Annotated in this window: 16 protein-coding genes; 6 read left to right on the top strand and 10 right to left on the bottom strand. The window is 64.6% G+C overall.

What is annotated here, in order from left to right; genetic code table 11:
- The first annotated feature begins 49 nt into the window (after window positions 1-49).
- The gene (locus AC25Z0_RS16455) at window positions 50-634 is read left to right on the top strand and encodes a nitroreductase family protein (protein WP_488121173.1); all 585 of its coding nucleotides are present in this window, start codon (window positions 50-52) and stop codon (window positions 632-634) included.
- Window positions 635-896: 262 nt separating this feature from the next.
- On the opposite strand, the gene AC25Z0_RS16450 is transcribed toward AC25Z0_RS16455, so the two are convergent.
- Both AC25Z0_RS16450 and AC25Z0_RS16445 read right to left on the bottom strand, forming a co-directional pair.
- Window positions 897-1,949, bottom strand: a complete 1,053-nt coding sequence (locus AC25Z0_RS16450) for an NADP-dependent oxidoreductase (protein ID WP_488121172.1) — start codon at window positions 1,947-1,949, stop codon at window positions 897-899.
- Window positions 1,950-2,015: 66 nt separating this feature from the next.
- Entirely contained in the window at window positions 2,016-2,396 is a 381-nt protein-coding gene (locus tag AC25Z0_RS16445) for a DUF1304 domain-containing protein (RefSeq protein WP_488121171.1), read from the bottom strand.
- Window positions 2,397-2,571: 175 nt separating this feature from the next.
- On the opposite strand from AC25Z0_RS16445, the gene AC25Z0_RS16440 reads away from it, so the two are divergent.
- Entirely contained in the window at window positions 2,572-3,153 is a 582-nt protein-coding gene (locus tag AC25Z0_RS16440) for a TetR/AcrR family transcriptional regulator (RefSeq protein ID WP_488121170.1), read from the top strand.
- 111 nt (window positions 3,154-3,264) lie between these two features.
- Here the strand turns inward: AC25Z0_RS16440 and AC25Z0_RS16435 are convergent, their stop codons facing one another.
- The 3 genes from AC25Z0_RS16435 to AC25Z0_RS16425 all read right to left on the bottom strand — a co-directional run bounded on the left by AC25Z0_RS16435 (window position 3,265) and on the right by AC25Z0_RS16425 (window position 6,557).
- Window positions 3,265-4,095 (bottom strand): M23 family metallopeptidase, encoded by an 831-nt coding sequence (locus AC25Z0_RS16435; RefSeq protein ID WP_488121169.1) that lies wholly within the window; start codon window positions 4,093-4,095, stop codon window positions 3,265-3,267.
- Between the two features lie 379 nt (window positions 4,096-4,474).
- A complete protein-coding gene (locus tag AC25Z0_RS16430; protein WP_488121168.1) occupies window positions 4,475-5,173 on the bottom strand; it encodes a M23 family metallopeptidase in 699 nt (232 codons plus the stop codon).
- 334 nt (window positions 5,174-5,507) lie between these two features.
- Window positions 5,508-6,557, bottom strand: coding sequence for a zinc-dependent alcohol dehydrogenase family protein (locus tag AC25Z0_RS16425; RefSeq protein ID WP_488121167.1), 1,050 nt, complete (start codon window positions 6,555-6,557; stop codon window positions 5,508-5,510).
- A gap of 129 nt (window positions 6,558-6,686) precedes the next feature.
- Between AC25Z0_RS16425 and AC25Z0_RS16420 the strand changes: the two genes are divergently transcribed.
- Both AC25Z0_RS16420 and AC25Z0_RS16415 read left to right on the top strand, forming a co-directional pair.
- The gene (locus AC25Z0_RS16420) at window positions 6,687-7,262 is read left to right on the top strand and encodes a gluconokinase (RefSeq protein WP_488121166.1); all 576 of its coding nucleotides are present in this window, start codon (window positions 6,687-6,689) and stop codon (window positions 7,260-7,262) included.
- Between the two features lie 17 nt (window positions 7,263-7,279).
- Window positions 7,280-8,752, top strand: a complete 1,473-nt coding sequence (locus AC25Z0_RS16415) for a GntT/GntP/DsdX family permease (protein WP_488121165.1) — start codon at window positions 7,280-7,282, stop codon at window positions 8,750-8,752.
- On the opposite strand, the gene AC25Z0_RS16410 is transcribed toward AC25Z0_RS16415, so the two are convergent.
- The 4 genes from AC25Z0_RS16410 to AC25Z0_RS16395 all read right to left on the bottom strand — a co-directional run bounded on the left by AC25Z0_RS16410 (window position 8,749) and on the right by AC25Z0_RS16395 (window position 19,208).
- Window positions 8,749-10,302: an amino acid permease gene (locus AC25Z0_RS16410; RefSeq protein WP_488133925.1), complete on the bottom strand. Its 1,554-nt coding sequence runs from the start codon at window positions 10,300-10,302 to the stop codon at window positions 8,749-8,751. The two genes, AC25Z0_RS16415 and AC25Z0_RS16410, sit on opposite strands and share 4 nt — an antisense overlap.
- 251 nt (window positions 10,303-10,553) lie before the next feature.
- Window positions 10,554-12,722 carry an ATP-dependent Clp protease ATP-binding subunit gene (locus AC25Z0_RS16405; RefSeq protein WP_488133877.1) on the bottom strand — a complete coding sequence of 723 codons (2,169 nt, stop codon included), beginning with the start codon at window positions 12,720-12,722 and terminating at the stop codon, window positions 10,554-10,556.
- 181 nt (window positions 12,723-12,903) lie between these two features.
- The gene (locus AC25Z0_RS16400) at window positions 12,904-17,073 is read right to left on the bottom strand and encodes a metallophosphoesterase (RefSeq protein ID WP_488133876.1); all 4,170 of its coding nucleotides are present in this window, start codon (window positions 17,071-17,073) and stop codon (window positions 12,904-12,906) included.
- Window positions 17,074-17,150: 77 nt separating this feature from the next.
- Window positions 17,151-19,208, bottom strand: coding sequence for a purple acid phosphatase family protein (locus AC25Z0_RS16395; protein ID WP_488133875.1), 2,058 nt, complete (start codon window positions 19,206-19,208; stop codon window positions 17,151-17,153).
- Window positions 19,209-19,668: 460 nt separating this feature from the next.
- On the opposite strand from AC25Z0_RS16395, the gene AC25Z0_RS16390 reads away from it, so the two are divergent.
- Entirely contained in the window at window positions 19,669-20,490 is an 822-nt protein-coding gene (locus AC25Z0_RS16390) for an EI24 domain-containing protein (protein ID WP_488133874.1), read from the top strand.
- A gap of 129 nt (window positions 20,491-20,619) precedes the next feature.
- Window positions 20,620-21,942, top strand: coding sequence for a glycosyltransferase 87 family protein (locus AC25Z0_RS16385; RefSeq protein ID WP_488133873.1), 1,323 nt, complete (start codon window positions 20,620-20,622; stop codon window positions 21,940-21,942).
- Here the strand turns inward: AC25Z0_RS16385 and AC25Z0_RS16380 are convergent.
- Window positions 21,920-23,095 carry a class I SAM-dependent methyltransferase gene (locus tag AC25Z0_RS16380; protein ID WP_488133872.1) on the bottom strand — a complete coding sequence of 392 codons (1,176 nt, stop codon included), beginning with the start codon at window positions 23,093-23,095 and terminating at the stop codon, window positions 21,920-21,922. The two genes, AC25Z0_RS16385 and AC25Z0_RS16380, sit on opposite strands and share 23 nt — an antisense overlap.
- Window positions 23,096-23,116: the final 21 nt, after the last annotated feature.

Genomic DNA, 23,116 nt, shown 5'->3' with positions numbered 1-23,116 from the left:
GGGTCAGCGTTGCCCCCAGCCATATTCCTCGCATTGAAAGAAGCAGCACTTGACCCTCATCACTGACACGATCAGTCGCGCCGCGAACACCGACGCTCCCCTCCTCGCCACGCTCGCTGAGCGTTGGAGCCCACGCGGCTACGATGCGAACGCCGTCATCGACGACGACGTCCTCACCACCATCCTCGAGGCAGCGCGCTGGGCGCCGTCAGCCGCCAACTCGCAGCCGGCCCGCTTCATCGTTGCCCGCCGCGGATCTGAGAGCTTCACCGCGATCCACGCAGCACTGCTCGGCTTCAACCAGGCATGGGCCGACTCGGCATCCGTGCTGATAGCCAACGTCGTCGAGAGCGGCGAGACGCCCACCCCATGGGGTGCATACGACCTCGGCCAGGCCGTTGCCCACCTCACCATCCAGGCGCAGCACGAGGGCATCCACACCCACCAAATGGGTGGATTCGACGCCGCTGCACTCGCCAGGGCGTTCGAGCTCAAGGAGAACCAGGTCGTGGTCTCCGTCACCGCACTCGGTGTGCTCGCCGCGGTCGAGACCCTGACTCCCGAGATTCTCGAGCGCGAGTCAGCACCCCGCACGCGCAAGTCGCTCGCGGAACTGCTGCTCGTCAACGACTAAGCACACGCGCCACAAGGGCCGGCGCTCGTCACCTCACGGTGATGAGCGCCGGCCCTTCTGCGTTAAGTGCGGCTGTTGTTCAGATGCCCCGTTGATTGAGGAGCGAGCGCCAGCGAGTGTCTCGAAATCCCACCGGCCAATTACCTCACTGTGGGTCTCGAGACGGCCGTGAACGGCCTCCTCGACCAACGGCGTGGAGGTTCGCGCGTCCGACCGGCCTCCTCGACCAACGGCGTGGAGGTACGCGCGTCCGACCGGCCTCTTAGTTGGTGCCGACGCGAACGACCATCTTGCCGATGTTGCCACCGCGCATGAGGTCGAGGAATGCGTCGACGGTGTGGTCGATGCCGTCGACGACGGTCTCGTCAAAGACGACCTCGCCGTTCTGGAACCAGCCGGTCATCTCGCGCATGAACTCGGGGAAGTGGTGCACGTAGTTGCCGACAGTGAAGCCCTTGAGGGTCAGGCCGCGCGTGATGATGTTGACCATGTTGTCGGGGCCGGGTGTGCGCTCGGTGGTGTTGTAACCGACGATCGCGCCGCAGAGTGCTGCACGCCCACCGTCGCTGAATGCCGCGAGGGCTGCTTCGAGGTGATCGCCGCCAACATTGTCGAAGAACACGTCGATACCGTCTGGTGCAGCAGCGGCGAGCTGGTCGCGCACCGGTCCGTCGTTGTAGTTGAACGCGGCGTCGTAGCCGTACTTCTCGGTGAGAAGCGCGACCTTCTCGGCCGTTCCCGCTGAGCCGACGACCCGCTTGGCGCCCTTGAGCCTGGCGATCTGGCCGGCTGCGGTTCCCACGGCGCCGGCAGCGCCGGAGATGAAGACGGTGTCGCCTTCCTTGAGCGCGGCGACATCGAGCAGGCCGACATAGGCGGTGAGGCCGGTCATGCCGAGGATGCCGAGGTAGGCAGACAACGGCACACCGGGAATCTCGGAGACGACGCGGAATTTCGCTGCGTCTTCCTGAGCGACGTCGCGCCATCCGAAGTCGTGCACGACAACGCTGCCGACGGCGACAGTCTCGCTAGCGGATGCGACGACGCGGCCGACCGCGCCACCGGTCATGGTCGCGCCCAGCACGTATGGCGGGGTGTAGCTCTTGACGTCGTTCATCCGGCCACGCATGTACGGGTCGACGGAGACGAACTCGTTGACAACACGAACCTGGCCGGCCGCGAGTTCCGGCAGCTCGACGGTGACCGTGCGGAAGTCGTCGTGGGTCGGCCAGCCGACCGGGCGGGTAACCAGCTGAATCTGGGTGCTGATGGCGGTGCCGGAGTTGCTGGTGTTGCTGGGTGTTGCTGAATTCATGGTTGAGCTACTTCTTTCTTGTTCTGTGCAGCTTGTTCTGTGGATCTAGTTCAGTGCAGCGCGGTGCTAGAGGCCGATCACGAGTGCGATCAAGCCCAGCGCCGGTGGGACGAGCTGCACGAGCGCCGGGCGCGCCTTGTCTGGGGACGAGATGATCAGCACGAGGCCGGCGAGCACCATCGAGCCGGCTCCGGTGAAGAGCAGCGCCACGCCGGCGACGGTGGCACCAGTGGCGAACAACACGATTCCGATGACCGACACGATCGCAAGGAACAGGTTGTAGAAACCCTGGTTGAACGCGAGCGCCTTGGTGGTGTTTGCTTCGCCGCTTGTGGTCCCAAAGGTTTTACGGGCGCGAGGTGTTGTCCAGAGGACGGACTCGAGCACGAAGATGTACACGTGGATGAGGGCAGCCACGCCGATGAGGACGAGTCCGAGGATGGTCATGGGCGCTCTCTCTGTGTTGGGCGAACAGCATGTCGTGGCCAATAGTGTGTTGTGGCCAATAGTGTGTCGTGGCCGACGCCGTGTGGGAATGCCCTGCACGGCGTCATCCGTTTGTGTACCGTTCGTTCCAATATATACTGGATCGAACGATACGCAACTCTTGAGAGGCAAACTGATGGGCCGAACCCAGACTTTTCGCACGAGCGAGGTGGTTCATGCCGCCCGTGACGTGTTCTGGGACAAGGGCTTCGACGGCGCATCTCTGCCCGACCTCGAAGCGGCCACGGGCCTCAGCCGGTCCAGCCTGTATCACGCATTCGCGAGCAAGCGAGGGCTGTTCGATGCCGCCGTACAGGACTACCTCGACACCATCATTCGCCCGCGACTTCGCGTACTCATCACGGAGCCGATCCCAGCGGATGCCGCCCAGCGCTATTTTGCCGGGCTCATGCAGGCGATTGACACGCTGCCCGATGATTCACCCCGCCGCGGTTGCCTGCTCGTGAACAGCTCGGGCATCGCGTCGCATGACGACGCACTTCGCGCCGTGATCGAGGATTACCGCGCTGAGCTGACGGGGGCAATGGAGCAGGCGTTGCGCAGCAGATTCACGGATGCCCCCGCCGAGACGATCGCGGAGCGTGCGCGACTTCTCACATCGCTCTCCGTCAGCGCACTGGTGATTGCGCGCATTAATCGGGGAGAGGCCGTCGCGATCCTGCAGAGCGCCCTGGATCTGCTTGCGACCTGGGAGTGACTCCCGCGCCGCGCCAGACGCCCGGCTGCCGTCGCATCAGGCCGCGTTAACGACTGAAGGCCGCAGTGACCGGGATGGTCACTGCGGCCTTCAGGGTCGCGGCGCTGGGGATTAGCCCAGGGCGATGCCGTGCTCGGCCATGAACGGAACGGCGTCGATGGCTACACCATTCACGCGTACTTCGAAGTGCAGGTGCGGGCCAGTGGCTGCGCCCGTCATGCCGACGGCTGAAATGACCTGGCCAGCAGAGACGGTCTGACCAACACTTACGTTGATTGAGCTGTTGTGGGCATATCCGGTCTGAACGCCGTTGCCGTGGTCAATGAGGATCCAGTTGCCGTATGAGCCCTGAGGGCCGGCTTCGACAACGGTTCCGCTGAAGGCCGCGACGACGGGCGTGCCGGACGCCGTTGCGATGTCAGTGCCCTTGTGGTTCGGGTTCACGCCAGCAACCGGCTTGTCCGGACGCGGGCCGAACGGGCTACTGATGTGCCCAACGGTGGGCAGCATCCAGCTGACGACAGGTGCGGGAGCGGGCGCCGGGGCGGGAGCAGGAGCCTCCTCGACAACCGCAGCCACCTCAGCCACGGGGGCTTCCTCGACAACGGGAGCAGCTTCCACCGGGGCTGCAGCCACCGTGTATCCATCGCGCTGGATGGCGGACGCTGCGACCGAGCCGGTCACCTCAATCGTCTGGGCAAGCGGGGCGACCGAACTCACGGTCTCCATCGGGGCCACTGCTTCGGATTCCACGGCACCGGCGGGGGTGGACGTGCTTACTGACATCACACCGACAGCAAGCATCGAGGTGATACCGAGAACGGTGGACTTACGGGAAAGGAGGTGGGACAAGCGGGTGCTGAGCAAAGAATCATCCGAAATCTCGCCGGAGACGGCGTCATTGAGGTGGGAATCCTCGCCCGTGGGGAGAATTCGGGGCACGTGGGGGACGCGCCCACCCGAACTTCGCTGGAGTACCGGGCCATGTGCGGGAATCAGGCCGAATCTGGCCGGCCTTTCCCGCAACACATTCGAACTAGCGTAAGTTGCACGACTGTAAGAAACCCCGAAGATGAATGTATTTCACCTGTGTACTACGCCTAAAGCGACTTCTCTGCCCGCTTTAAAATGGCGGCTGACCAGCAATTAAGCGGACTTGTGAATCAAGCTGAACTATTTTCACATTGCCCGCGAACGCTTACGGTCTCGTGGCTCCGACCAGCCAATCGGCCCACATGGGCCAGCTCGTCAGTGCCACACATGACAAAGGCCGCAGTGACCGCGATGGTCACTGCGGCCCCTGTGGCCACTGCTGCCTGGCTTAGCTTCCCAGGGTCACGCCTCGCTCGCTCAGGAACGGGACGGAGTCGATGGCTTCGCCATTGACACGTACTTCGAAGTGGAGGTGCGGGCCGGTCGATGCGCCCGTGCTGCCCATCAATGCAACGAGCTCGCCTGCCGCGACAGTCTGGCCAATGCTGACGTTGATTGAGCTGTTGTGGGCGTATCCGGTCTGGATGCCGTTGCCGTGGTCGATGAGTACCCAGTTGCCGTATGACCCAAGAGCACCGGCCTGGACAACAGTGCCACTGAAGGCGGCATAGAGGGGTGTGCCGGATGCGGCTGCGACGTCTGTGCCCCTGTGGAAGGCACTGACACCTGGCACCGGCTTATTCGGACGCGGGCCGTATGGGCTCGTGATCGTCCCCGTGGCGGGGTTGACCCAGCTGACAACGGGAGCAGGGGCAGGAGCCTCTTCGGCGACAGTCTCTTCGGCGACCTCAGCGAGTGCAGCTGCCGCCGTGTAACCATCGCGCTGAATCGCAGAGGCGGCAATCGAGCCGGTCACGTCAATCGTCTGGGCCAGCGGCGCGACCGAGCTCACGGCCTCCATCGAGGCTGCTGCGTCGGATTCCGCAGCAGCGGCAGGGGCAGCCGTGCTGATCGACAGTGCACCGACAGCAAGCGCCGACGCGATGCCAAGAACGGCGGACTTACGGGAAAGGACAGAAGGGGACAAGCGGAAGTTGAGCAAAGAATCATCCTGAATCTCGCCGGGGACGGCGTGGTTGAGGTGGGATCCTCGCCTGTGGGAAAGAATCCGGGGCGCGTGGGGACGCACCCATCCGGACTTCGGTGAAGCACCGGGCATGCGCGGGAGCCAGACTCAGATCGGCCAGTACTGCCCGCAACACTTCAAGTACCCTAATTTGCAGGGCTGCAAGAAACCCCGAAGATGAGTGTATTTCACCTGTGTACTACGTCTGAAATATCTGGGCTCGCTGCCTCAAAAATGGCGCGGACCAGCACCAGAGCGTCCCCACTTCCCACAGGGATGCCGTCAATCGCCCTCGCTATGGGCGCAGCATCACCTTCACCGCACGACGCTCGTCCATGGCCGCGTAGGCCTCGGCGACCTGGTCAAGCGGGAGCAAGAGATCGAAGACTCGTCCGGGGTTGATCTCGCCAGCCAGCACCTCAGGGAGCAGCTCCTCGATGTAGCCGCGCACCGGCGCGACACCACCATTCACACCAACGTTGCGGTTGAAGAGTGTGCGAATGGGAAGCTCAGCACCGCCATTCGGCACTCCAACGTAGCCGACCATTCCCCCGGGTCGAGCCGAGCGAATCGCCTGGTCCATCGACTCCTTGGTTCCCACGCATTCGAGCACGAAGTCGGCTCCGATGCCGTCGAAGAGTTCCTGAACCCGCGCGACACCCTCGTCGCCGCGCTCTTCGATGATGTCTGTTGCACCGAACTCCCGCGCAATTTCCTGGCGGTCTGCGTGCCGGGACATTGCCACGATGCGCGATGCGCCCAGGCGCTTGCTGGCGATGATCGCGCACAGCCCGACTGCTCCATCACCGACGACGACGACAGTGCTGCCGGGAGTGACGCCTGCCGAGACCGCGGCATGGTGGCCGGTGCCCATCACATCGGAGAGGGCGAGGAGGCCGGCGATCTGTTCCTCTTCCGGCATCCGCGATGTGGAAACGAGCGTGCCCTCTGCGTGCGGAACCCGCACACGTTCGCCCTGGCCACCATCCGCGAATGCACCTGCGCGATCGGGGGCGCCCCACCAGCCGCCGTTCAAGCACGAGGTGCTGACGCCGTTCTGGCAATTGATGCACGTGTTGTCGCAGTGGTAGAAAGGCGCGATGACGAAGTCGCCTGGGGCGAGCAGCGTCACGTCGTGGCCGATCTCCTCGACGATGCCGACGAACTCGTGGCCGATGCGGTGCGGCTCGGTGACCGGTGTGACTCCGCGATACGGCCACAGGTCTGACCCACACACGCAGGCCGCGACGACTCGAACAATCGCGTCACTCCCGGTGGATAGTTCGGGGTCTGGGACTTCTTCGACTCGGACGTCTCGTTCACCGTAAATCACTGTTGCGCGCATGAAAACAGCCTATGCCTCTTAGCGCGAGTGCCGGTATCGCCGGGCGTCCGTGGCCAGTCGTGAGTCCGCGACCGGCGCGCCGATGGCTATGTCGCGCCTTCTGCACGGGAACAGGGGCAGGATGTGACCATGAGCGACTGGCAGAAGATCGCAACGCAACGCCCTCTCGTCCTCGTGGTGATGGGCGTATCCGGCTGTGGGAAGTCGACCGTTGCTGCCCTGCTTGCCGGTCGCTTGCACTGGGAGTTCGAGGAGGGTGACTCGTTACACCCGCCGGCAAACGTCGAGAAGATGGCTGCGGGGCATCCGCTCACGGATGCAGACCGGATGCCATGGCTCGAGAAGGTCGCCGACTGGATCGATGACCGCCACGCTGCCGGCGAGAACGGCGTGATCACCTGCTCAGCCCTCAAGCGCTCGTACCGCGAGCTGCTCAACCGCCGGCACGCCGGCGTGATCTTCGTGTATCTCTCCGGCAGCCGCGACCTGATCGCCAGCCGGATGGCCGCCAGGCAGGGCCACTTCATGCCGACGGCCCTCCTCGACAGCCAGTTCGCCGCCCTCGAAGAGCCCGCAGCGGATGAACCAGCGATCAGCATCGAAATCGGACGCAAGCCGAAGGCGATCGCCAAGGCGATCATCACCGAACTGCATCTCACCGATGTGCCGACTATCCCCATGCGAGCCCTGAAACAGCACGACTGACCAGGTTGGAGAAGGCGATGGACGTTCTGGATCGCGCAGTGACTGCGCTCACCTGGCTCGGAGCGCACAGCGCAACGGACCCCGTCGACGAACCGTGGAACGCCCACGACACGCAAGTGTTGATCGTGGCCGCAGTGGGTATCGCCATCGTGGTCGTACTCATTGTGTGGGCAAAGTTCCACGCGTTCCTGGCCCTGACCATCGGCGCCCTGTTCGTGGGCATCGGCTCTGGCATCCCGCTCGACAAGGTGACTGCCTCGTACGAGCTGGGCGTTGGCGGTGTGCTGGGCTACGTCGGGGTGCTGATCGCGCTCGGCGCCATGCTGGGCAAGCTGCTGGCCGATTCGGGAGGCGCCGACATCGTGGTGCGCACAATCCTGAAGGGCCGCCCGGCCACGCTGCCATGGAAGATGGCCCTGATCGCCGGGATCATCGGCATCCCGATGTTCTTTGAGATCGGGCTCGTGCTCCTGATTCCCATTGTCATGTTGGCGGTCCGCCGCACGAATTCGCCCGCGATGCGACTCGGTATTCCGGCGCTGGCCGGCCTGTCTGTGCTGCACGGTTTCGTGCCGCCCCACCCTGGCCCGCTCGCCGCGATCGGCATCCTGGGCGCCAATGTCGGGTTCACGCTCGCGATCGGGCTGGTCATTGCGATTCCCACGGTGATCGTTGCCGGGCCACTCTTCGGTCGTCTCGCCGCCCGCTGGGTGCCCGTCGGTGCCGGTGGCGCCGCACTGGCCGTGACCGAGTCAAGCGCGGAGGCCGATGCCGACAAGGGGACAGAGCACGCCGGCGCATCGCAGGACCCAACGGCCACTAGAAGCCCCAGCTTCGCCTGGACGATGATCACGATCCTGCTCCCCCTCGTGCTCATGCTCTTGAAAGCGGCCGCCGACATCTGGCTTCCGAAGGACACCCCCGCGCGCACCATTCTCGACTTCATCGGCGACCCCGTCGTTGCGCTGCTACTGGCCGTACTACTGGCCATGGTGACGTTCGGAACGACCGTGGGCTTCTCGGCATCCGTTCTCGCGGCCAAGATCGGGCAGAGCCTGCTGCCGATTGTGGGCGTCGTCTTCATCGTCGGCGCCGGCGGCGGGTTCAAGCAGGTTCTGATCGACGGCGGCACGGGAACAGCCATCGCCAAGATCGCCCTGGCCGCCAGCCTCTCGGCGTTGGTCCTCGGCTGGATGGTGGCCGTGCTCATCCGGCTGGCCACCGGCTCTGCCACGGTTGCCACGGTGACCGCGGCGGGCATCGTCGCGCCGCTGGCCGCCGGGCTTCCTCCTGGGCAGCTGTCCCTCGTGGTGCTTGCCGTTGGCGCTGGGTCACTGTTCTTCTCGCATGTGAACGACGCAGGGTTCTGGCTGGTGAAGGAGTATTTCGGCCTCACCGTCGGCCAGACCATCAAGACCTGGTCTGTGATGGAGACCATCATCTCCGTGATGGGTCTCCTGCTGACGCTGCTGCTCTCGCTCTTCCTCTAGCTGCCGGGCTGGTCCGCATCCGAATCTGGTGACTCCGGTGGCGGTCCCTGCCCGTGGCCAGAGTCGGCCCCGCTGATCCCCGTCACGTTGTCGATGCCAGGCCGCTCCGCGATCACGGGAAATGTGCCGGTGTGGCCCTCGCGCAGCAGAGCCGCCGCCAGGATGCGCGGTTTGGCGAAATGCCAGCCGATCAGCAGCGCCGGGATCACCACGATAAGTGACGCGACGGTGAACGTGCCGACCGGGTAGTCGAACGCCATCAGCACGAGTACGAACACGAGGAATGCCAACGTGAGGTACGAGCTGAACGGGGCAAGCGGCATCCGGAACCCCGGCCGTTCCATGCGTCCCTGGGCCGCCCAGCGTTGCAGCTTCATTTGGCACAGGATGATCGTCGCCCAGCTCGACAGGATGCCGAGAGCGGCAATGTTGAGCACGATCTCAAATGCCTGGGAGGGGACGATCGCGTTGAGGCCGACGCCGAGCAGCGCGATCCCCGCCGTCAGCAGGATGCCGCCGTACGGCACCCCGGACGAATTCATCTTCGCGGTGAATCGCGGTGCAGCCCCGTTCACCGACATGGAGCGCAGGATGCGACCTGTCGAGTAGAGCCCGGCGTTCAGGCTCGACATGGCGGCGGTGACCACGACGAAGTTCATCACCGATCCGGCAATGGCGGCCGTCTCTGGGGATCCGATATGCGAGAAGAACGTGACGAACGGGCTCTGCCCCGCCTGATACTCGGTGTACGGCAGCAGCAGCGAGAGCAGCAGGACCGAGCCGACGTAGAACACCGCGATGCGCAGGATGACAGTGTTGATCGCCTTGGGCATCACCTTGCGGGGGTTCTCGGTCTCCCCCGCCGCTGTTCCCACCAGCTCAATGGCCGCATAGGCGAACACGACACCCTGCAGCACGATCACCACGGGCAGCAGGCCCTGCGGGAGCCAGCCACCGTTGTCGGCGAGGATCGAGATTCCGGTCGGGCCGACATCCGTTGGGAAATTGAAGGAGAGAAACACAATGCCGACGATGAGGAATGCGACGAGGGCCGTGACCTTGATGATGGCGAACCAGAATTCCATCTCGCCGAAGACCTTCACAGAGACCAGGTTCAAGCCCAGCACGAGGGTGAGCGCGATGAGGGCAAGCACCCACTGCGGCACCGAGGTGAAGAACGACCAGTAGTGCACGTAGAGCGCCACCGCCGTGACGTCGACAATGGCCGTCATCGCCCAGTTGAGGAAGTACATCCATCCAGCGATGAAGGCGGCCTTCTCGCCGAGAAATTCCCTGGCGTATGAGACAAATGAACCGGATGACGGGCGGTGCAGCACCAGCTCGCCGAGGGCGCGCAGGATGAGATAGGCGAAGAATCCGCAGAGCGCGTAGCTGAAGACCAGGCCGGGACCCGCGATGGCGAGCCGCCCGCCGGCGCCCAAGAAGAGCCCGGTGCCGATGGCGCCGCCGATGGCGATCATCTGCAGCTGCCTGGATTTCAGTGCCGTGTGGTAGCCAGCCTGTTCGGACGAGAAGTCCTGCACTGCCATGATCTCGTCACCGAGATGCTCCCTGGGGTTCTCGAGGAGTTCGGCAGCGTCGTGCGGGTCGGGCTCAGGAAGGTGTGGATCGAATTGTTCGTCGTCTGGGCGGCCCGGCCCCGGCGGATTCTGGTCAGCCATGTGCCCTCCGATGCTGGGTCTGGTGGCGGAACGTCAGATCACGAGACTACGCCCGGCCAAGAGCGGCGGCCAGAGGTGTGGCCGCCGCTGAGCATCGACATCCAGCATCCGTTATGTGATCACTCGACCGGATCGAAAACCGGTGCCGGTTCGGAGTCGACGGCCAGGCCCTGTCCCCCCGGCGCCAGGTCGACCCGCACCAGTTCGCCGTCGTGCACTGTTCCGGAGAGGAGCGCCATCGCCAGCTTGTCGTCGATCTCTTTCTGCATGAGTCGACGCAGTGGACGCGCACCGTAGATGGGGTCGTAGCCGCGCTCGGCGAGCCAGGCCCTGGCATCCGGTGTCACCGCGAGCTGCAACCGGCGGTCGGCGAGCCGAACCTGGAGGCGCTCGATGTACAGCTCAACGATCTGGCCGAGGTCCTCCATCGACAGCGGCGAGAACATCACGATGTCATCGAGTCGGTTGACGAACTCCGGCTTGAACGCCTGGCGCACCAGCTGCTGCACCGAGTCCTCGCGCTCGGCCTGCGTCAGCGATGGGTCGACCATGAACTGCGAACCCAGGTTGGACGTGAGGATGAGGATGGTGTTGCGGAAGTCGACGGTGCGGCCCTGGCCATCGGTCAGACGGCCGTCATCGAGCACCTGCAGGAGCACGTCGAAGACCTCTGGATGCGCCTTCTCCACTTCGTCGAAGAGCACCACGGAGTACGGTCGGCGGCGCACAGCCTCGGTGAGCTGGCCGCCCTGCTCGTAACCGACATAGCCGGGAGGAGCGCCGACGAGGCGGGAAACGGCGAACTTCTCGCCGTACTCGCTCATGTCGATGCGGATCATGGCCTTCTCGTCGTCGAACAGGAAGTCGGCGAGCGCCTTGGCCAGCTCCGTCTTCCCAACGCCGGTCGGGCCGAGGAACAGGAACGACCCCGTTGGACGGTCGGCGTCTGCGATGCCGGCACGGCTGCGGCGCACCGCGTCGGCGACGGCGTGCACCGCCGCCTTCTGGCCGATCAGGCGGTGGCCGAGTTCAGCTTCCAGGTTGACGAGCTTCTCGCTTTCGCCCTGCAGCAGCCGACCAACGGGGATGCCGGTCCACGCTGCGATCACAGCAGCGATGTCTTCGGCAGTCACCTGGTCGTTGACCATGAGCGGTCCGCTCGCTTCGGCCCGCTCGGCATCCTGCAGCTCGCGCTCGATGACGGGGATCTCGCCATACAACAGGCGTGATGCCTGCTCGAGGTTACCTTCGCGCTGCGCACGCTCTGCGCGACTGCGGGCGTTGTCGAGCTTTTCTTTCAGCTCACCAATGCGGTTGAGGGATGCGCGTTCCTTGTCCCAGCGGGCCTGCAGCTCGGCAAGCGTCTCCTGGCGCGTCTTGAGGTCTTCGCGCAGCTTGACGAGGCGCTCCTTGGAGGCGTCGTCCTTTTCTTTCTTGAGCGCCAGCTCCTCGAGCTTGAGCCGATCGACGCTTCGACGGAGTTCGTCGATCTCCACAGGGGCGGAGTCGATCTCCATACGCAGTCGGCTGGCGGCTTCGTCAATGAGGTCGATCGCCTTGTCGGGCAGCTGGCGTGACGGAATGTACCGATTCGACAGCGCGGCCGCGGCGACAAGCGCTTGGTCGGCGATCGCCACCTTGTGGTGGGCTTCGTAGCGCTCCTTCAACCCGCGCAGGATGGCGATGGTGTCTTCCACAGACGGCTCACCGACGTAGACCTGCTGGAAGCGGCGCTCAAGCGCGGCATCCTTCTCAATGAATTCGCGGTACTCGTTGAGCGTCGTGGCACCGATCAGGCGCAACTCACCCCGTGCCAGCATCGGCTTCAACATGTTGGATGCCGCGACGGAACCCTCGCCGCCGCCCGCGCCCATCAGCGTGTGCAGCTCGTCGACGAAGGTGATGATCTCGCCTTCTGCGTCGTTGATCTCCTTGAGCACGGCCTTCAGCCGCTCTTCGAATTCACCGCGGTACTTGGCACCGGCGACGAGGGCGGCGAGGTCGAGTGAGACCAGCTGCTTGCCCTTGAGCGAATCGGCGACGTCGCCGGCGACGATGCGCTGCGCGAGCCCCTCGACGACCGCAGTCTTTCCGACGCCCGGCTCTCCGATGAGCACCGGATTGTTCTTGGTTCGGCGTGTCAGCACCTGGCTCACCCGGCGAATCTCGGCGTCACGGCCGATCACCGGGTCGAGCTTGCCGCTCTTGGCGACATCGGTCAGATTGATGCCGTACAGCTCCAGGGCGGACTTGGCCTCTTCCTGGGGTGGTTGTTGTCCTGCTTGCATCGAACTTCCCTCCAAAGTTGAGTCTGCTGGACTCAATTTTAGCCGCAGCACCGACATACTGCCAAGGGAGCCGCCGAAAGCGGATGCCCCGTGCAGGACTGCGCATTGCACACCAACGGCCGCCAACGCCACAGCGGCGCCACCCGAGAACCGAGTGACGCCGCTGGACGAACTGCGAACCCTACTTGGCCGCCCGCTGCAACACGATCAGACCGGTGGGGAACCTGTCCCTCGCTGAGACATAGACCGTGCCGAGCTTCGGATCCACCGACACCCCGTAGACCTTGTTGCCGTAGGCGGTCGCCGTGTAGTCGTGGATGGTGCTGAGATCCGTCGACGACAGGATCAGCACGCCGCTCGCCTCGAACGCGTCGCTCTGGTGGCCCAGGTATAGACGGTGAGCCACCGGATCGACGGCGATCGACCGCAGGTCAGGGGCAGCGGATGTCGCCACCTCGGCGACCACCGCGTAACTCGCGTCGTCGTATGCCCGGACTGATGCGGTGGCATCAGTGACGTCCGAGTTGCTGACGAAGATCCGCTTGGCGTGCTGGTCGTACGCAACACCGTGTGACTTCCAGTTCGCACCGGTTGTCGTCACCGTGGTGATGAGCGCGCCCGTCGTGGCGTTGAGCACGTCGAACCCGGTGGCACGGGTTGTGCCGAAGACCCGATTGCCGGCCAGGTCGACATCCATGCCGCGCACGTTGCCGCTGAAGGCGAACGGCCCGCGGAGCACCGCGTCGGTCTTCACATCGATCACCACAAACGACGCTCCATAAGCCACGTAGAGCTCACCCTTCGCCGAGTCAAGGGCGACATCGCGCACCCCTTCAGCCGTTCCGCCCGGGATGAGGTGGGTGGCGACGAGGGTGTCGGTGACCGGGTCGATCTCGAGCACCCGAGCCGGGCGCTGCTCGTTTCCGACGAACACGTGACCGGTCACCGAGTCGACGACCGAGCCGACAGGCTTCACGTCGAGGTCCGCGTTCGACTCCATCGACGGGATCACCTTCAGTGACGATGCCGTGTACGTCAGGCCGACCGGCGGAGTTGTCGCCGGGTCGGTCGGTGCGGGCGTCGGCGTGGGTTCAATTGTCGGGGTCGGGGTCGGCGTTGGCGTTGGCGTTGGCGTTGGCGTCGGCGTGGGTGTGGGCGTGCTTCCACCCTTCGTGACGCGCTTGCTCACCGTCACCGCAGCAGCCGTGAGCTCTGATCCGGGCGGATTGAGCCTGAAGTCCCGGTTGGAGACGAACACGCGCTGGTGCTCCTCGTCGACGGAGATCCCATAGCCGTCCTTGCCGTAGGCCGGATCGTTCATATCGGCCAGCATCGCCCCGGTGTGCACATCATGCACCGAGAACCCACCGGTTCCCGCCGCGGTGCCGGTGTACCCGACATATACGAGGCCGTGGGTCGAGTCAACGTCAAGCTGACGCGGATTGGCCCTGGTCGTCTTCTCCCACAGCGTGGTGAAGCTATTCTTCAGATCAAACGCAGCGATGTTGATGGCATCGGGGACGTCCTCGAAATAGGCGGCCGTCACGATGTCGTTCTCGGGGTCAGCGGCCACGTAGTACGCACCGACTGTGCCGTTGATGACACCGATGGATTCACCGGTGAGCGCGTTCAGCACCTCGATGCCCCTGGACGGCACTGCGCCATAGACATAGCCGTTGACCGGGTCGACATCGATCGACCTGTTGGACTCGATGAACGGGAACGGGCCGCGCACGATCTGGCCGAAGGTGGCATCCGCAATCGACACGACAACCCAGTTGCGGTTCTGCTGCCCCACGTAGAGCAGCTGGTTCTTGTCATCGATACCCAGGTCACGGATGTTCTCCGGCAGGGTGATCTCTCGCGTCACAGTGTCGGTGTCTGGGTTCATCTCGAAGATCTTGCGTGAGTTCTGGTCGCCCAGATACAGCAGGTCCTTGCTCTCCGAGTACGCGGAACCGGCCGGGAGTTGGGCGGTTCCCTTCGCCACCGAGGTGAGGCTGGCCTCCTTCGCGTAGTCGTAACTGTCATCGAGCACACGCTCGCTGATCGTCACGGCAACCGGGGTGAGTTCTGATCCCGGCGGGTTCAACCGGAAGTCGCGGTTCGACACGAAGACCCGCTGGCTCTCTTCGTCGACCGAGATCCCGTAGCCGTCCTTTCCATATGACGGGTCTGCGAAGTCGCCGAGCACTGTCCCGGTCTTCGGGTCGTGCACCGAGAATCCGCCGGATCCGACAGCGGTGCCGGTGTAACCGACATAGAGCAGGCCGTTCGTCGAGTCGTAGTCGAGCTGACGCGGGTTCGCCCTGCTGGTGGTTGACCAGACTGAGGCAAAGTCGTGGTCGACATCGAAGGTCTCGATGTTGGTCGCGTCTGCCGCATCGCTGAAGTACACGGTCGAGACGCGGCCGCCTTCAGGGTCTGCCGCGACGTAGTAGGCGTCGGCAGTGCCGCTCACGACACCGATCGACTCGCCTGTTTCAGCGTTGAGCACCTCGATGCCCCTCGACGGAACCGCCCCATAGACATAACCACGCACCGGGTCGATGTCGATCGACCTGTTGGACTCGATGAACGGGAACGGGCCGCGCACGATCTGGCCGAAGGTGGCATCCGCAATCGACACGACAACCCAGTTGCGATTCTGCTGGCCGACGTAGAGCAGTTGCTTCGCGTCATCGATGCCCAGGTCACGGATGTTCTCCGGCAGGGTGATCTCGCGCGTCACCGCGTCGGAGTCTGGATCGACTTCGAAGATCTTTCGCGAGTTCTGGTCACCCAGGTACAGCAGGTCTTTACTCTCGGAGTATGCAGAACCGGCCGGGAGCGTGGCGTTGGTCTTGTTGACCGACTCCACACCGCCGATGACGGTGTAGTCGACGGTCTTTGCCGGGGTCTCAGGATCGGTGGTGCCGGGATCCGGGTTCGGGTTGCAGCCCAGGCACGGACCGGCATCGCCCGGCTTGATGACCTGCGGCACCGTGTCGTCAGTCACTGCCTTGCCTGAGGCGTTCTTGACGATGGTCAGCCCGTCATAGTATTCGCCGTCGGCCGTGCGCGACTCGTAGCGCAGCTCGTCTCCCGACACATCGATCAGTTGGTAGAGCTCGATGCCGCCACCGAGCTTCTTGAGGTGTGCGTCGTTCGAGGTCCACAGGCGCGGACCTGCGCCCGAGTACATCTTCGAGCCCACGACAGAGACCGCGTAGACCGGCCCGTTGTAGTTGAGCTCGGAGTTCCAGTCGGCCGGGTTGCCCTGTTCTGCGGCGTTGGTGTTTCCTCTGCCGTAGTTGTGGTCGTGGCCCTGCAGCACGAGGTCGACGTTGTTCGATTCGAACAGCGGCAGCCACGCTTCGCGGATCGCCCGGTTGTTGCGCCCCTCGTCCAGCGAGAAGACGGGGTGGTGGAAGAACACCACCGTCCACTTGTTCGGGTTGTTCTCGAGGGTCGACTTGAGCCAGGCGGTCTGCACGGCGAGCGCGGGGGCATCCGTGATGTTGCTGTTCAGCGAGATGAACCGCACACCCTGGTAGTCGTTGTAATAGACGGTGCCGTCGAGCAGCGCTTCGATCTCGGCAGAACCCGTCGGTCCGTTCTGGGGGTAGGAGAACTGGGCCTGCCACTGCTTCGAGAGCTGTTCACCCTCATACTCGTGGTTTCCGGCTGCGGCCAGGAAGTTCTGCGTGCCGAAGTTGTAGCCGGCGGCATCGAAGACTTCACCCCACTGGGTGTCATCGTTGGCGTCGTCGATCAGGTCGCCGGCCTGCAGCACGATGCTCGCGTCAGGGCGATCCCTGAACGCATTGCGGATGACGCGCGAGGCGTCGGACTTGATGCCGTTCTGCACGTCGCCCAGGTAGATGAATGAAAAGTCCTCCGCCGTCGCTGCCGCAGTGGTGAAGTGCTGCCACTCGCTGAAGTTGGTGCCGTCACCCACCCGGTACATGTACTGGGTGGCCGCCTTCAGGCCGGTGAAATTCACGCTGTGGAACAGCTCTGAGTAGCCGAGGGATGTCGAGACAGTTTCGCTCTTCGACGCATTCACCGTCGAATAGTCGGTGCGATACGGCTCGGCGGTCGCGACCCGGATCTGCGCCTGGGCCGTGGTGACCCCCATACTGGTGCGCCAGGTCACTGCCTGCGAGTTGGACAGGTCGCCGGCCGGAGTGAGGACTATTCGGTCCGGAATCCGGGATGGAGCGTGTGCGACCGAAGCGGGAACCGTCGCGGCCGAAGCCGGTGCGACATCTCCCAGCACGGGTGTGGCCAGCGCGCCGGCCACCGCCATCGCCGTGAGCACGGCGATGAGTCGGGGTCGTCGGCTGCGCCGTGATGACGGATGCGTCATGGTGAAACGGCCTTTCCTGGAGCTGGACGGTGTGGCTACGGGTAGGGAAACGGTCGCTGCGTTGCCGGGCAGACGGATCATGCGCGGTCACCGGCTGCGGGGCGACGGATGCGACGTGACACGATGAGCGCCATCATTCCCGCGAGCAGGGTGAGCCCGGCGATGGCGAGAGAGACGCCGAACCAGGCGAATCCGGTGCTGGCGAGGTCCCGCACCCCGATGCTTGCCGCACCGACGGGCAGCACGGTGATCGACGCCGTCACCACCACGCCTGACTCGAGTCCACGCGCGATAACCGTGTGCTCACCGGGCGTGATTCCGGCGGGGATGTGGGCGGCGAAGCTGAAGTTGCCCGTGTCATCCGCGGTCGGGTAGCCGAGAACCACCGGGTCCGAGTGCAGGATCACCTCGATGTCTTCGTTCGCTGCGAAGCCAGATCCCTTCATCTGAAGCGTGCCGCCTGCCGCGATGCCCGTTGCAGAGAGCTGGAGAGGACCTGCTGCCGGAGCGGTCGGGGTCGAGGTGGGGGTTGCCGTCGGAGACGAGGTGGGAGTTGCCGTCGGCTGCGTCGTGGGAGTTGCCGTCGGCACCGTCGTGGGTGGGGTGGTCGGCTCAGGCGTCGTGGGTGGGGTGGTCGTTGGTGGCGTCGTCGGCTCAGGCGTGGTGGGTGGCGTGGTCGGCGTACTTCCTGGCACGACGACATCCGGTCGTGCAGGGGCATTGATCGTTTCCCGCGTCGATCCGGGCCCGGATGCCCGGGCGACGGTCTCATCGGTCACGAGCTTGGCGCCGTCGTCCGACTTGGTGATGGTGAACGCGTCGAACAGCTCGCCCGTCACTTTGTGGCTCTCGACGTGGATCTCGTTCGCCGTCACATCGACCGTCTGGTACATCTGGGTATCGCGGTTCATGCTGCGCAGGTTCGCGCCGTTGGTGATCCAGTTGTTGGTGGCAGGGTCGTCAGGGATGTACATCTTCGGGCCGGCAACGGTGACCATGTACACCGGACCGGTCTGGCTGGTTGCCGGATCAGCACCCGCCGGCAGGTTCTGCTCGTTGGCAAACAGGTTTCCGCGGCCGTATGCATGGTCGTGGCCCTGCAGCACGAGGTCGACGTTGTGTGCCTCAAAAATGGGCAGCCACGCCTCCCTGATGGTCTTGTTGTCGCGGCCAGAGGTCACAGAGAAGACGGGCTGGTGAAAGGAGACGACCGACCACTTATTGGGATTCTCGGCCAGCACTCGGTCGAGCCAGTCTGTCTGTGCCTTCAGGTCGGCCGGGTTGATCTGCGAGGCGTTCAGCGAGATGAAGCGCACGCCCTGGTAGTCGGTGAAGTAGGTGTTTTCGCTGAACTGCGCTTTGATCTGCGGGGTGTCTGCCGGGCCGTTCTCGGGGAACTCGAACTGGGCCTTCCAGTATCTGGTCAGCTGCGGCCCCGGGTAGTACTCGTGGTTGCCCGGCGTTGCCATCACGTTGAGGTAGGCGTTTTCGTAACCGGCTGCTGAGAACCACTCTCCCCACTCGGCATCTGCGACATCGGTGTCGATGAGGTCGCCGAGGTGCACGACTGCCTTCGCGTATGGACGCGCCTCGTACGCCGCCCTGAACGCGCGAGAGGCGTATGACTTCACGTCGTTCTGCGCATCGCCCTGCACCAGGAAGGAGAACGGCGCGATGCCGGCCGCCGCTGACTCGAACTCGAACCACTCGCTCCATGTCTCGCCGTCACCGACTCGGTAGACGTAGCTGGTCGATTCACTCAAGCCGGTGAGTACAGCGGTGTGGTACTTGATCGTGTAGCCCAGGTCGGTGGCGAATTCCGTGGTCGACGTTGCGGTGAACGTCGACGCCGGGGTGATCGGTCCGTCGGTCATCGCGGCGAGCTGTGCCTGCGGAGCCGTTACGTCGGTCGAGGTGCGCCACGACACGTTCTGGCTCGTCGCGGGAGTCGTCGTCGGGGTCAGAATCACCCGGTCTGGGATGGCAGAGGCGAGGTGAATCGTCGCCGGATTGACCGGGGGCGGAGCCAGGCCGCCCGCCGCGTATGCAATGCCACCGCCGACGGAGGTGAGGGCGAGCGCCGCCACAATCCCGCAGGCCAGTACGGCAGTGCGCTTCTGTGGTGATTTCACCATGTTTATCAATCGATCGCCGATCATGCCTCTGAAAGCCCCTTTTGAGTGGTGTGGTTCATGAGTGCGCTTGTCCTGCCGTACACATTCCGGAACCCGATTTCAGGCGCGACAGATCGGCCGACTGAGACGGGAGGAATGAGTGTGCTGCGAAACGCGACGCGAGCGCGCAGTCAGACGCGACAGTTCGGCGGCCGACAAGGTCAAGCTATCGCGACGCTTCATCGCATCCGGGTTGGTTGGCAGGAACTTCAACAGAAGTTCATAGAAGCCCAACAGGATTCAGGTCGCCGTTACTGCTCCTGAACGCGGGCGTCACTTCGTGTCTATCTGCGGAATGGGCCGACCCACATCGGGCAGGCCGTCGCCGTCGCGCAACTAGTTGATGGAGCACGCAACCGCCCTAGGCTTGCACCGTGGACCACTCGACGCCAAACGACTGCACAGCCCTGGGGCGCTGCCCATGCTGAGCGCATTCTTCAGCGGTATTGGCTTGCTGCTGCGCGGCTTCGGTTTCTGGGGGCGCCGGCCACGCGCCATGATGCTCGGCCTGATCCCAGCGGCCATCGTGTTCGCACTGGTGCTGGCTGCACTGATCGCCCTCGGATTCAACCTGCAGGCGATCGTGGACTGGCTCACTCCCTTCGACGAGAGCTGGCCGCGCCCGTGGCAGAACATTGTCACCACGGCAACCTCGGCCGTGCTTTTCGGTGCAGCCATAGTGCTGTCGGCCGTCACATTCACCGCCCTCACGCTCGCCGTCGGCGACCCCTTCTATGAGCGGATCTGGCGCGCGGCCGAAGACGCGGCCGGCGGCCCCATTCCCGAGGAGGGAGCCGGCTTTTGGCGGGCGGTGCGCAGTTCGCTCTGGCTGCTCTGCCTTGGCGTGGTCACCGCGCTCGGGGTCGGGGTCGTCGGGTTCGTGCCGCTCGTCGGCGGAGTGCTCGCGCCCGTCCTTGGCGTCACTCTCTCCGGGCGATTGCTCGCCGTTGAGCTGAGCTCGCGGGCTTTTGAGGCACGCGGAATACCGAGTGCGACTCAGCGGATGCTGCGCCGCGGCATCCGCTGGCAGTTGCTCGGCTTCGGGGTTGGAACCCAGTTGCTGTTCATGATTCCGTTCGGCGCCGTTTTCAGCATGCCAGCCGCCGTTGCCGGATCGACGTTCCTCGCTCGCCTGGCGCTCGACACCGCACGCGTGGCGGGTGCGACGGCAGTGGGCCAGGCACCAGCAGCGGCGCCGCGCGCCACCCTTCAGGAGCCCCTTCAGGAGCCGCGAAACCTGTAAGGAACGGCTGAGAGCACTCTCAGGGCAAACCCCATATCGTCGGATACCGGCCATGTGCTTTTCACCTCTGGCTCTTAAACTCCACGGTGTGGCCGCTGGTTGCCACAGTCGTCGGCTGAAAGGCACGCTATGTCCGCTTTCTTCGATCGTGTCGACCGAAGGATCAATGGTTCCCTCTCCGCGGAGCAGCGCACCTGGCTGCACACGCCGCGCGGTCTTGTCTTCGGATTCACCGCCGTTCATGTTGTCTTCCTGGTTGCCCTGCTGCCGGTCATCCTCACCGGGCACGAACTCGGCGACCTGGTGCTCTACCGAACCTGGGCCGAACAGGGCCTGAACCTTGGCGTCTGGCAAGGCATCAACACGGAGTGGGTGTATCCCATCGGGGCGCTGGTTCCCATCGTCTTTGCGGCACTCGGCGGGCCGTACCTGTACCAACTGCTCTGGTTTCTGCTCACGACGGCGCTGAATGCCGTCGCCGTCGCCGCGCTCACGAATTGGGGGCGCAGCGTCCGCGGCTACACGGCGGCCTGGTGGTGGCTGGGCTTCACCTTCGTGCTCAGCCCGGTCGGCCTGCTTCGACTGGAAGGCCTCACCGCCCCGCTCGTCATCCTGGCCCTGGTCCTCGTGGCCAGGCGCCCTGTCGTGGCCAGCGTGATTCTCACCATCGCCACCTGGATCAAGGTATGGCCGGCGGCCGTCATCCTCGCCGTCGTCGTCGCGTCGAAGCACCGCCTCACGGTCATTGCGACCGCGATCGCCGTCACCATCCCGATTGTCGGGTTTGTGTGGGCGGCAGGCGGCATCCGTTTCATTGCCGGCTTCGTCACGATGCAGTCCGGCCGTTCGCTGCAGCTGGAAGCGCCCATCGCCACGCCGTGGGTGTGGCTGGCCGCCTTCGGGCAGCGGGACACGTATATCTATCAGAACTACGCCATGGCGACGCGGGAGATCGCGGGGCCAGGAGCGAATGCCGTCGCGGCCGCCATGACGCCACTCATGTTCGTTGCGATCGCCGGGATCTTCGTGCTCATGGTGCTGGCCGCCAGGCGCACGGCCGCGCGGTCTGAGCTGCTGCTGCTCGGTGCCCTCGCGCTCTCGGGGGCCTTCGTCGTGTTCAACAAGGTCGGGTCGCCGCAGTACATGCTCTGGATTGCGCCGATCGTCGCCGTCGGCATCACCCAGAACTGGCGCCGCTGGCGCACCCCCGCCTACCTGATGTTGGCGATTGGCGTGCTGACCACGCTCATCTTCCCCGTCTTCTACCTGCCGTTGGTCGACGGCGACCCCTTCGCGGTGGTGCTGCTCACGGTGCGGAACGCGCTTCTAATCGCCGTCTTCGTCTGGTCGGGCGGGAAGATCTGGCGGCTGATCACGGCTTCCACACCCACATCCGCACCGGTGATGGCGCAGCAATCACCGCAGATGACTAGGCGCGCTTCGACACCGTGACGGTGAACTTCGTGTTGCGGCCCACCTGGTGCGTCGGCCCAACGATGCGCGTGAGCGGTGACCGATAGCCGAGATGGCTGTTCCACACGGTCCACAGTTCGCCCCCTGGCCGCAGCACCCTGGCCGCGTCCTCAAACAGCTTGAGCGCAATGCCGGCGTGCACCGATGAGCCAATGTGAAACGGCGGATTCAGCACAATCAGGTCAGCGGATGCGTCAGGCTGGCTACTCAGCGCGTCATCCTGCACGACCTCCACGCGCTCAGACACACCGTTCGCCGCAGCGGTCGCCTGTGCCGACAGCACGGCGGCTGCCGACTGGTCGCTGGCGATCACGTGAACGTCAGGACGTGCCCGCGCAATGGACACGGCCAGTACGCCGGTTCCGCAACCGAGATCGATGACGGATGCCGCATCAGACGTCATCCGGTCGATGAACTCGAGCAGGTAGCGCGTTCCAATGTCGATGGACGTGCCGGCGAAGGCGGCGCCGTGCGCGCAGACCGTGAGGTCGAGGTCGGCGTGGTACTCGCGGTGCGGCCACGCGGAGGGAGCAGCATCCGTCGTGGTGGTGGCGGCGGCGGCCTCGTCGTCGGCGGCGGTCGCGGGGCTCAGCGGGTCACTCGCGATGAGCACGCGGGACTTCTGCCTGGCCAGCGACGCCGTGACGCTGCCGAGATGCCGGGCAAGCACGGTGTTCATGGCCGGGGTCATATGCTTGAGGCGTCCGCCGGCGAAGACACGCACGTCTGGAGCGGCGAACCTGGCGATCGATTCGGCGATCTCGTCGAGCGCCCCCAGACTGCGCGGTAGCTGGAGCAGCACGACGCGGGCGCCTCTGAGCAGGGCGGCGTCCAGAGGGAGTGAGCGGTAGGCATCCGTCAGCGTGGCTGCAGCGGCGTTGGCCGCGAGGGCACGTTCGCCGGAGAGACCGTCCTGGTGCACCCGGATGCCGGTGGCACCGTGCAGCGCTGCGGCACCGAGGGTGAGCGCGCCGTAGTGGTCTTCGAGCACCACGACCTCGCCGCTGGCGGCATCCGCCAGCGCGGCGGCGGCCTCATCGAGGATCAGCCGGTCGCTGGCGTCGAACGCAAAGAGGTTGTCTGCTTCGACGTCTGGCCATCGGCGGAGCTGCTCGAACGAGAATTCTGTCACTTACGCAACGGTACCCGAGCC

This window comes from Leifsonia sp. Y862, assembly GCF_057669585.1.
The sequence above is the reverse complement of the archived record's forward strand: the minus strand, read 5'-3'. Positions and strand labels throughout refer to the sequence as shown.

Bases quoted from the DNA above. Each gene is read 5' to 3' on its own strand.
- AC25Z0_RS16450 (WP_488121172.1), bottom strand. From the start codon at position 1,949: ATGAATTCAGCAACACCCAGCAACACCAGCAACTCCGGCACCGCCATC.
- AC25Z0_RS16445 (WP_488121171.1), bottom strand. From the start codon at position 2,396: ATGACCATCCTCGGACTCGTCCTCATCGGCGTGGCTGCCCTCATCCAC.
- AC25Z0_RS16440 (WP_488121170.1), top strand. From the start codon at position 2,572: ATGGGCCGAACCCAGACTTTTCGCACGAGCGAGGTGGTTCATGCCGCC.
- AC25Z0_RS16425 (WP_488121167.1), bottom strand. From the start codon at position 6,557: ATGCGCGCAACAGTGATTTACGGTGAACGAGACGTCCGAGTCGAAGAA.
- AC25Z0_RS16420 (WP_488121166.1), top strand. From the start codon at position 6,687: ATGAGCGACTGGCAGAAGATCGCAACGCAACGCCCTCTCGTCCTCGTG.
- AC25Z0_RS16415 (WP_488121165.1), top strand. From the start codon at position 7,280: ATGGACGTTCTGGATCGCGCAGTGACTGCGCTCACCTGGCTCGGAGCG.
- AC25Z0_RS16410 (WP_488133925.1), bottom strand. From the start codon at position 10,302: ATGGCAGTGCAGGACTTCTCGTCCGAACAGGCTGGCTACCACACGGCA.
- AC25Z0_RS16405 (WP_488133877.1), bottom strand. From the start codon at position 12,722: ATGCAAGCAGGACAACAACCACCCCAGGAAGAGGCCAAGTCCGCCCTG.
- AC25Z0_RS16400 (WP_488133876.1), bottom strand. From the start codon at position 17,073: ATGACGCATCCGTCATCACGGCGCAGCCGACGACCCCGACTCATCGCC.
- AC25Z0_RS16395 (WP_488133875.1), bottom strand. From the start codon at position 19,208: ATGGTGAAATCACCACAGAAGCGCACTGCCGTACTGGCCTGCGGGATT.
- AC25Z0_RS16390 (WP_488133874.1), top strand. From the start codon at position 19,669: ATGCTGAGCGCATTCTTCAGCGGTATTGGCTTGCTGCTGCGCGGCTTC.
- AC25Z0_RS16385 (WP_488133873.1), top strand. From the start codon at position 20,620: ATGTCCGCTTTCTTCGATCGTGTCGACCGAAGGATCAATGGTTCCCTC.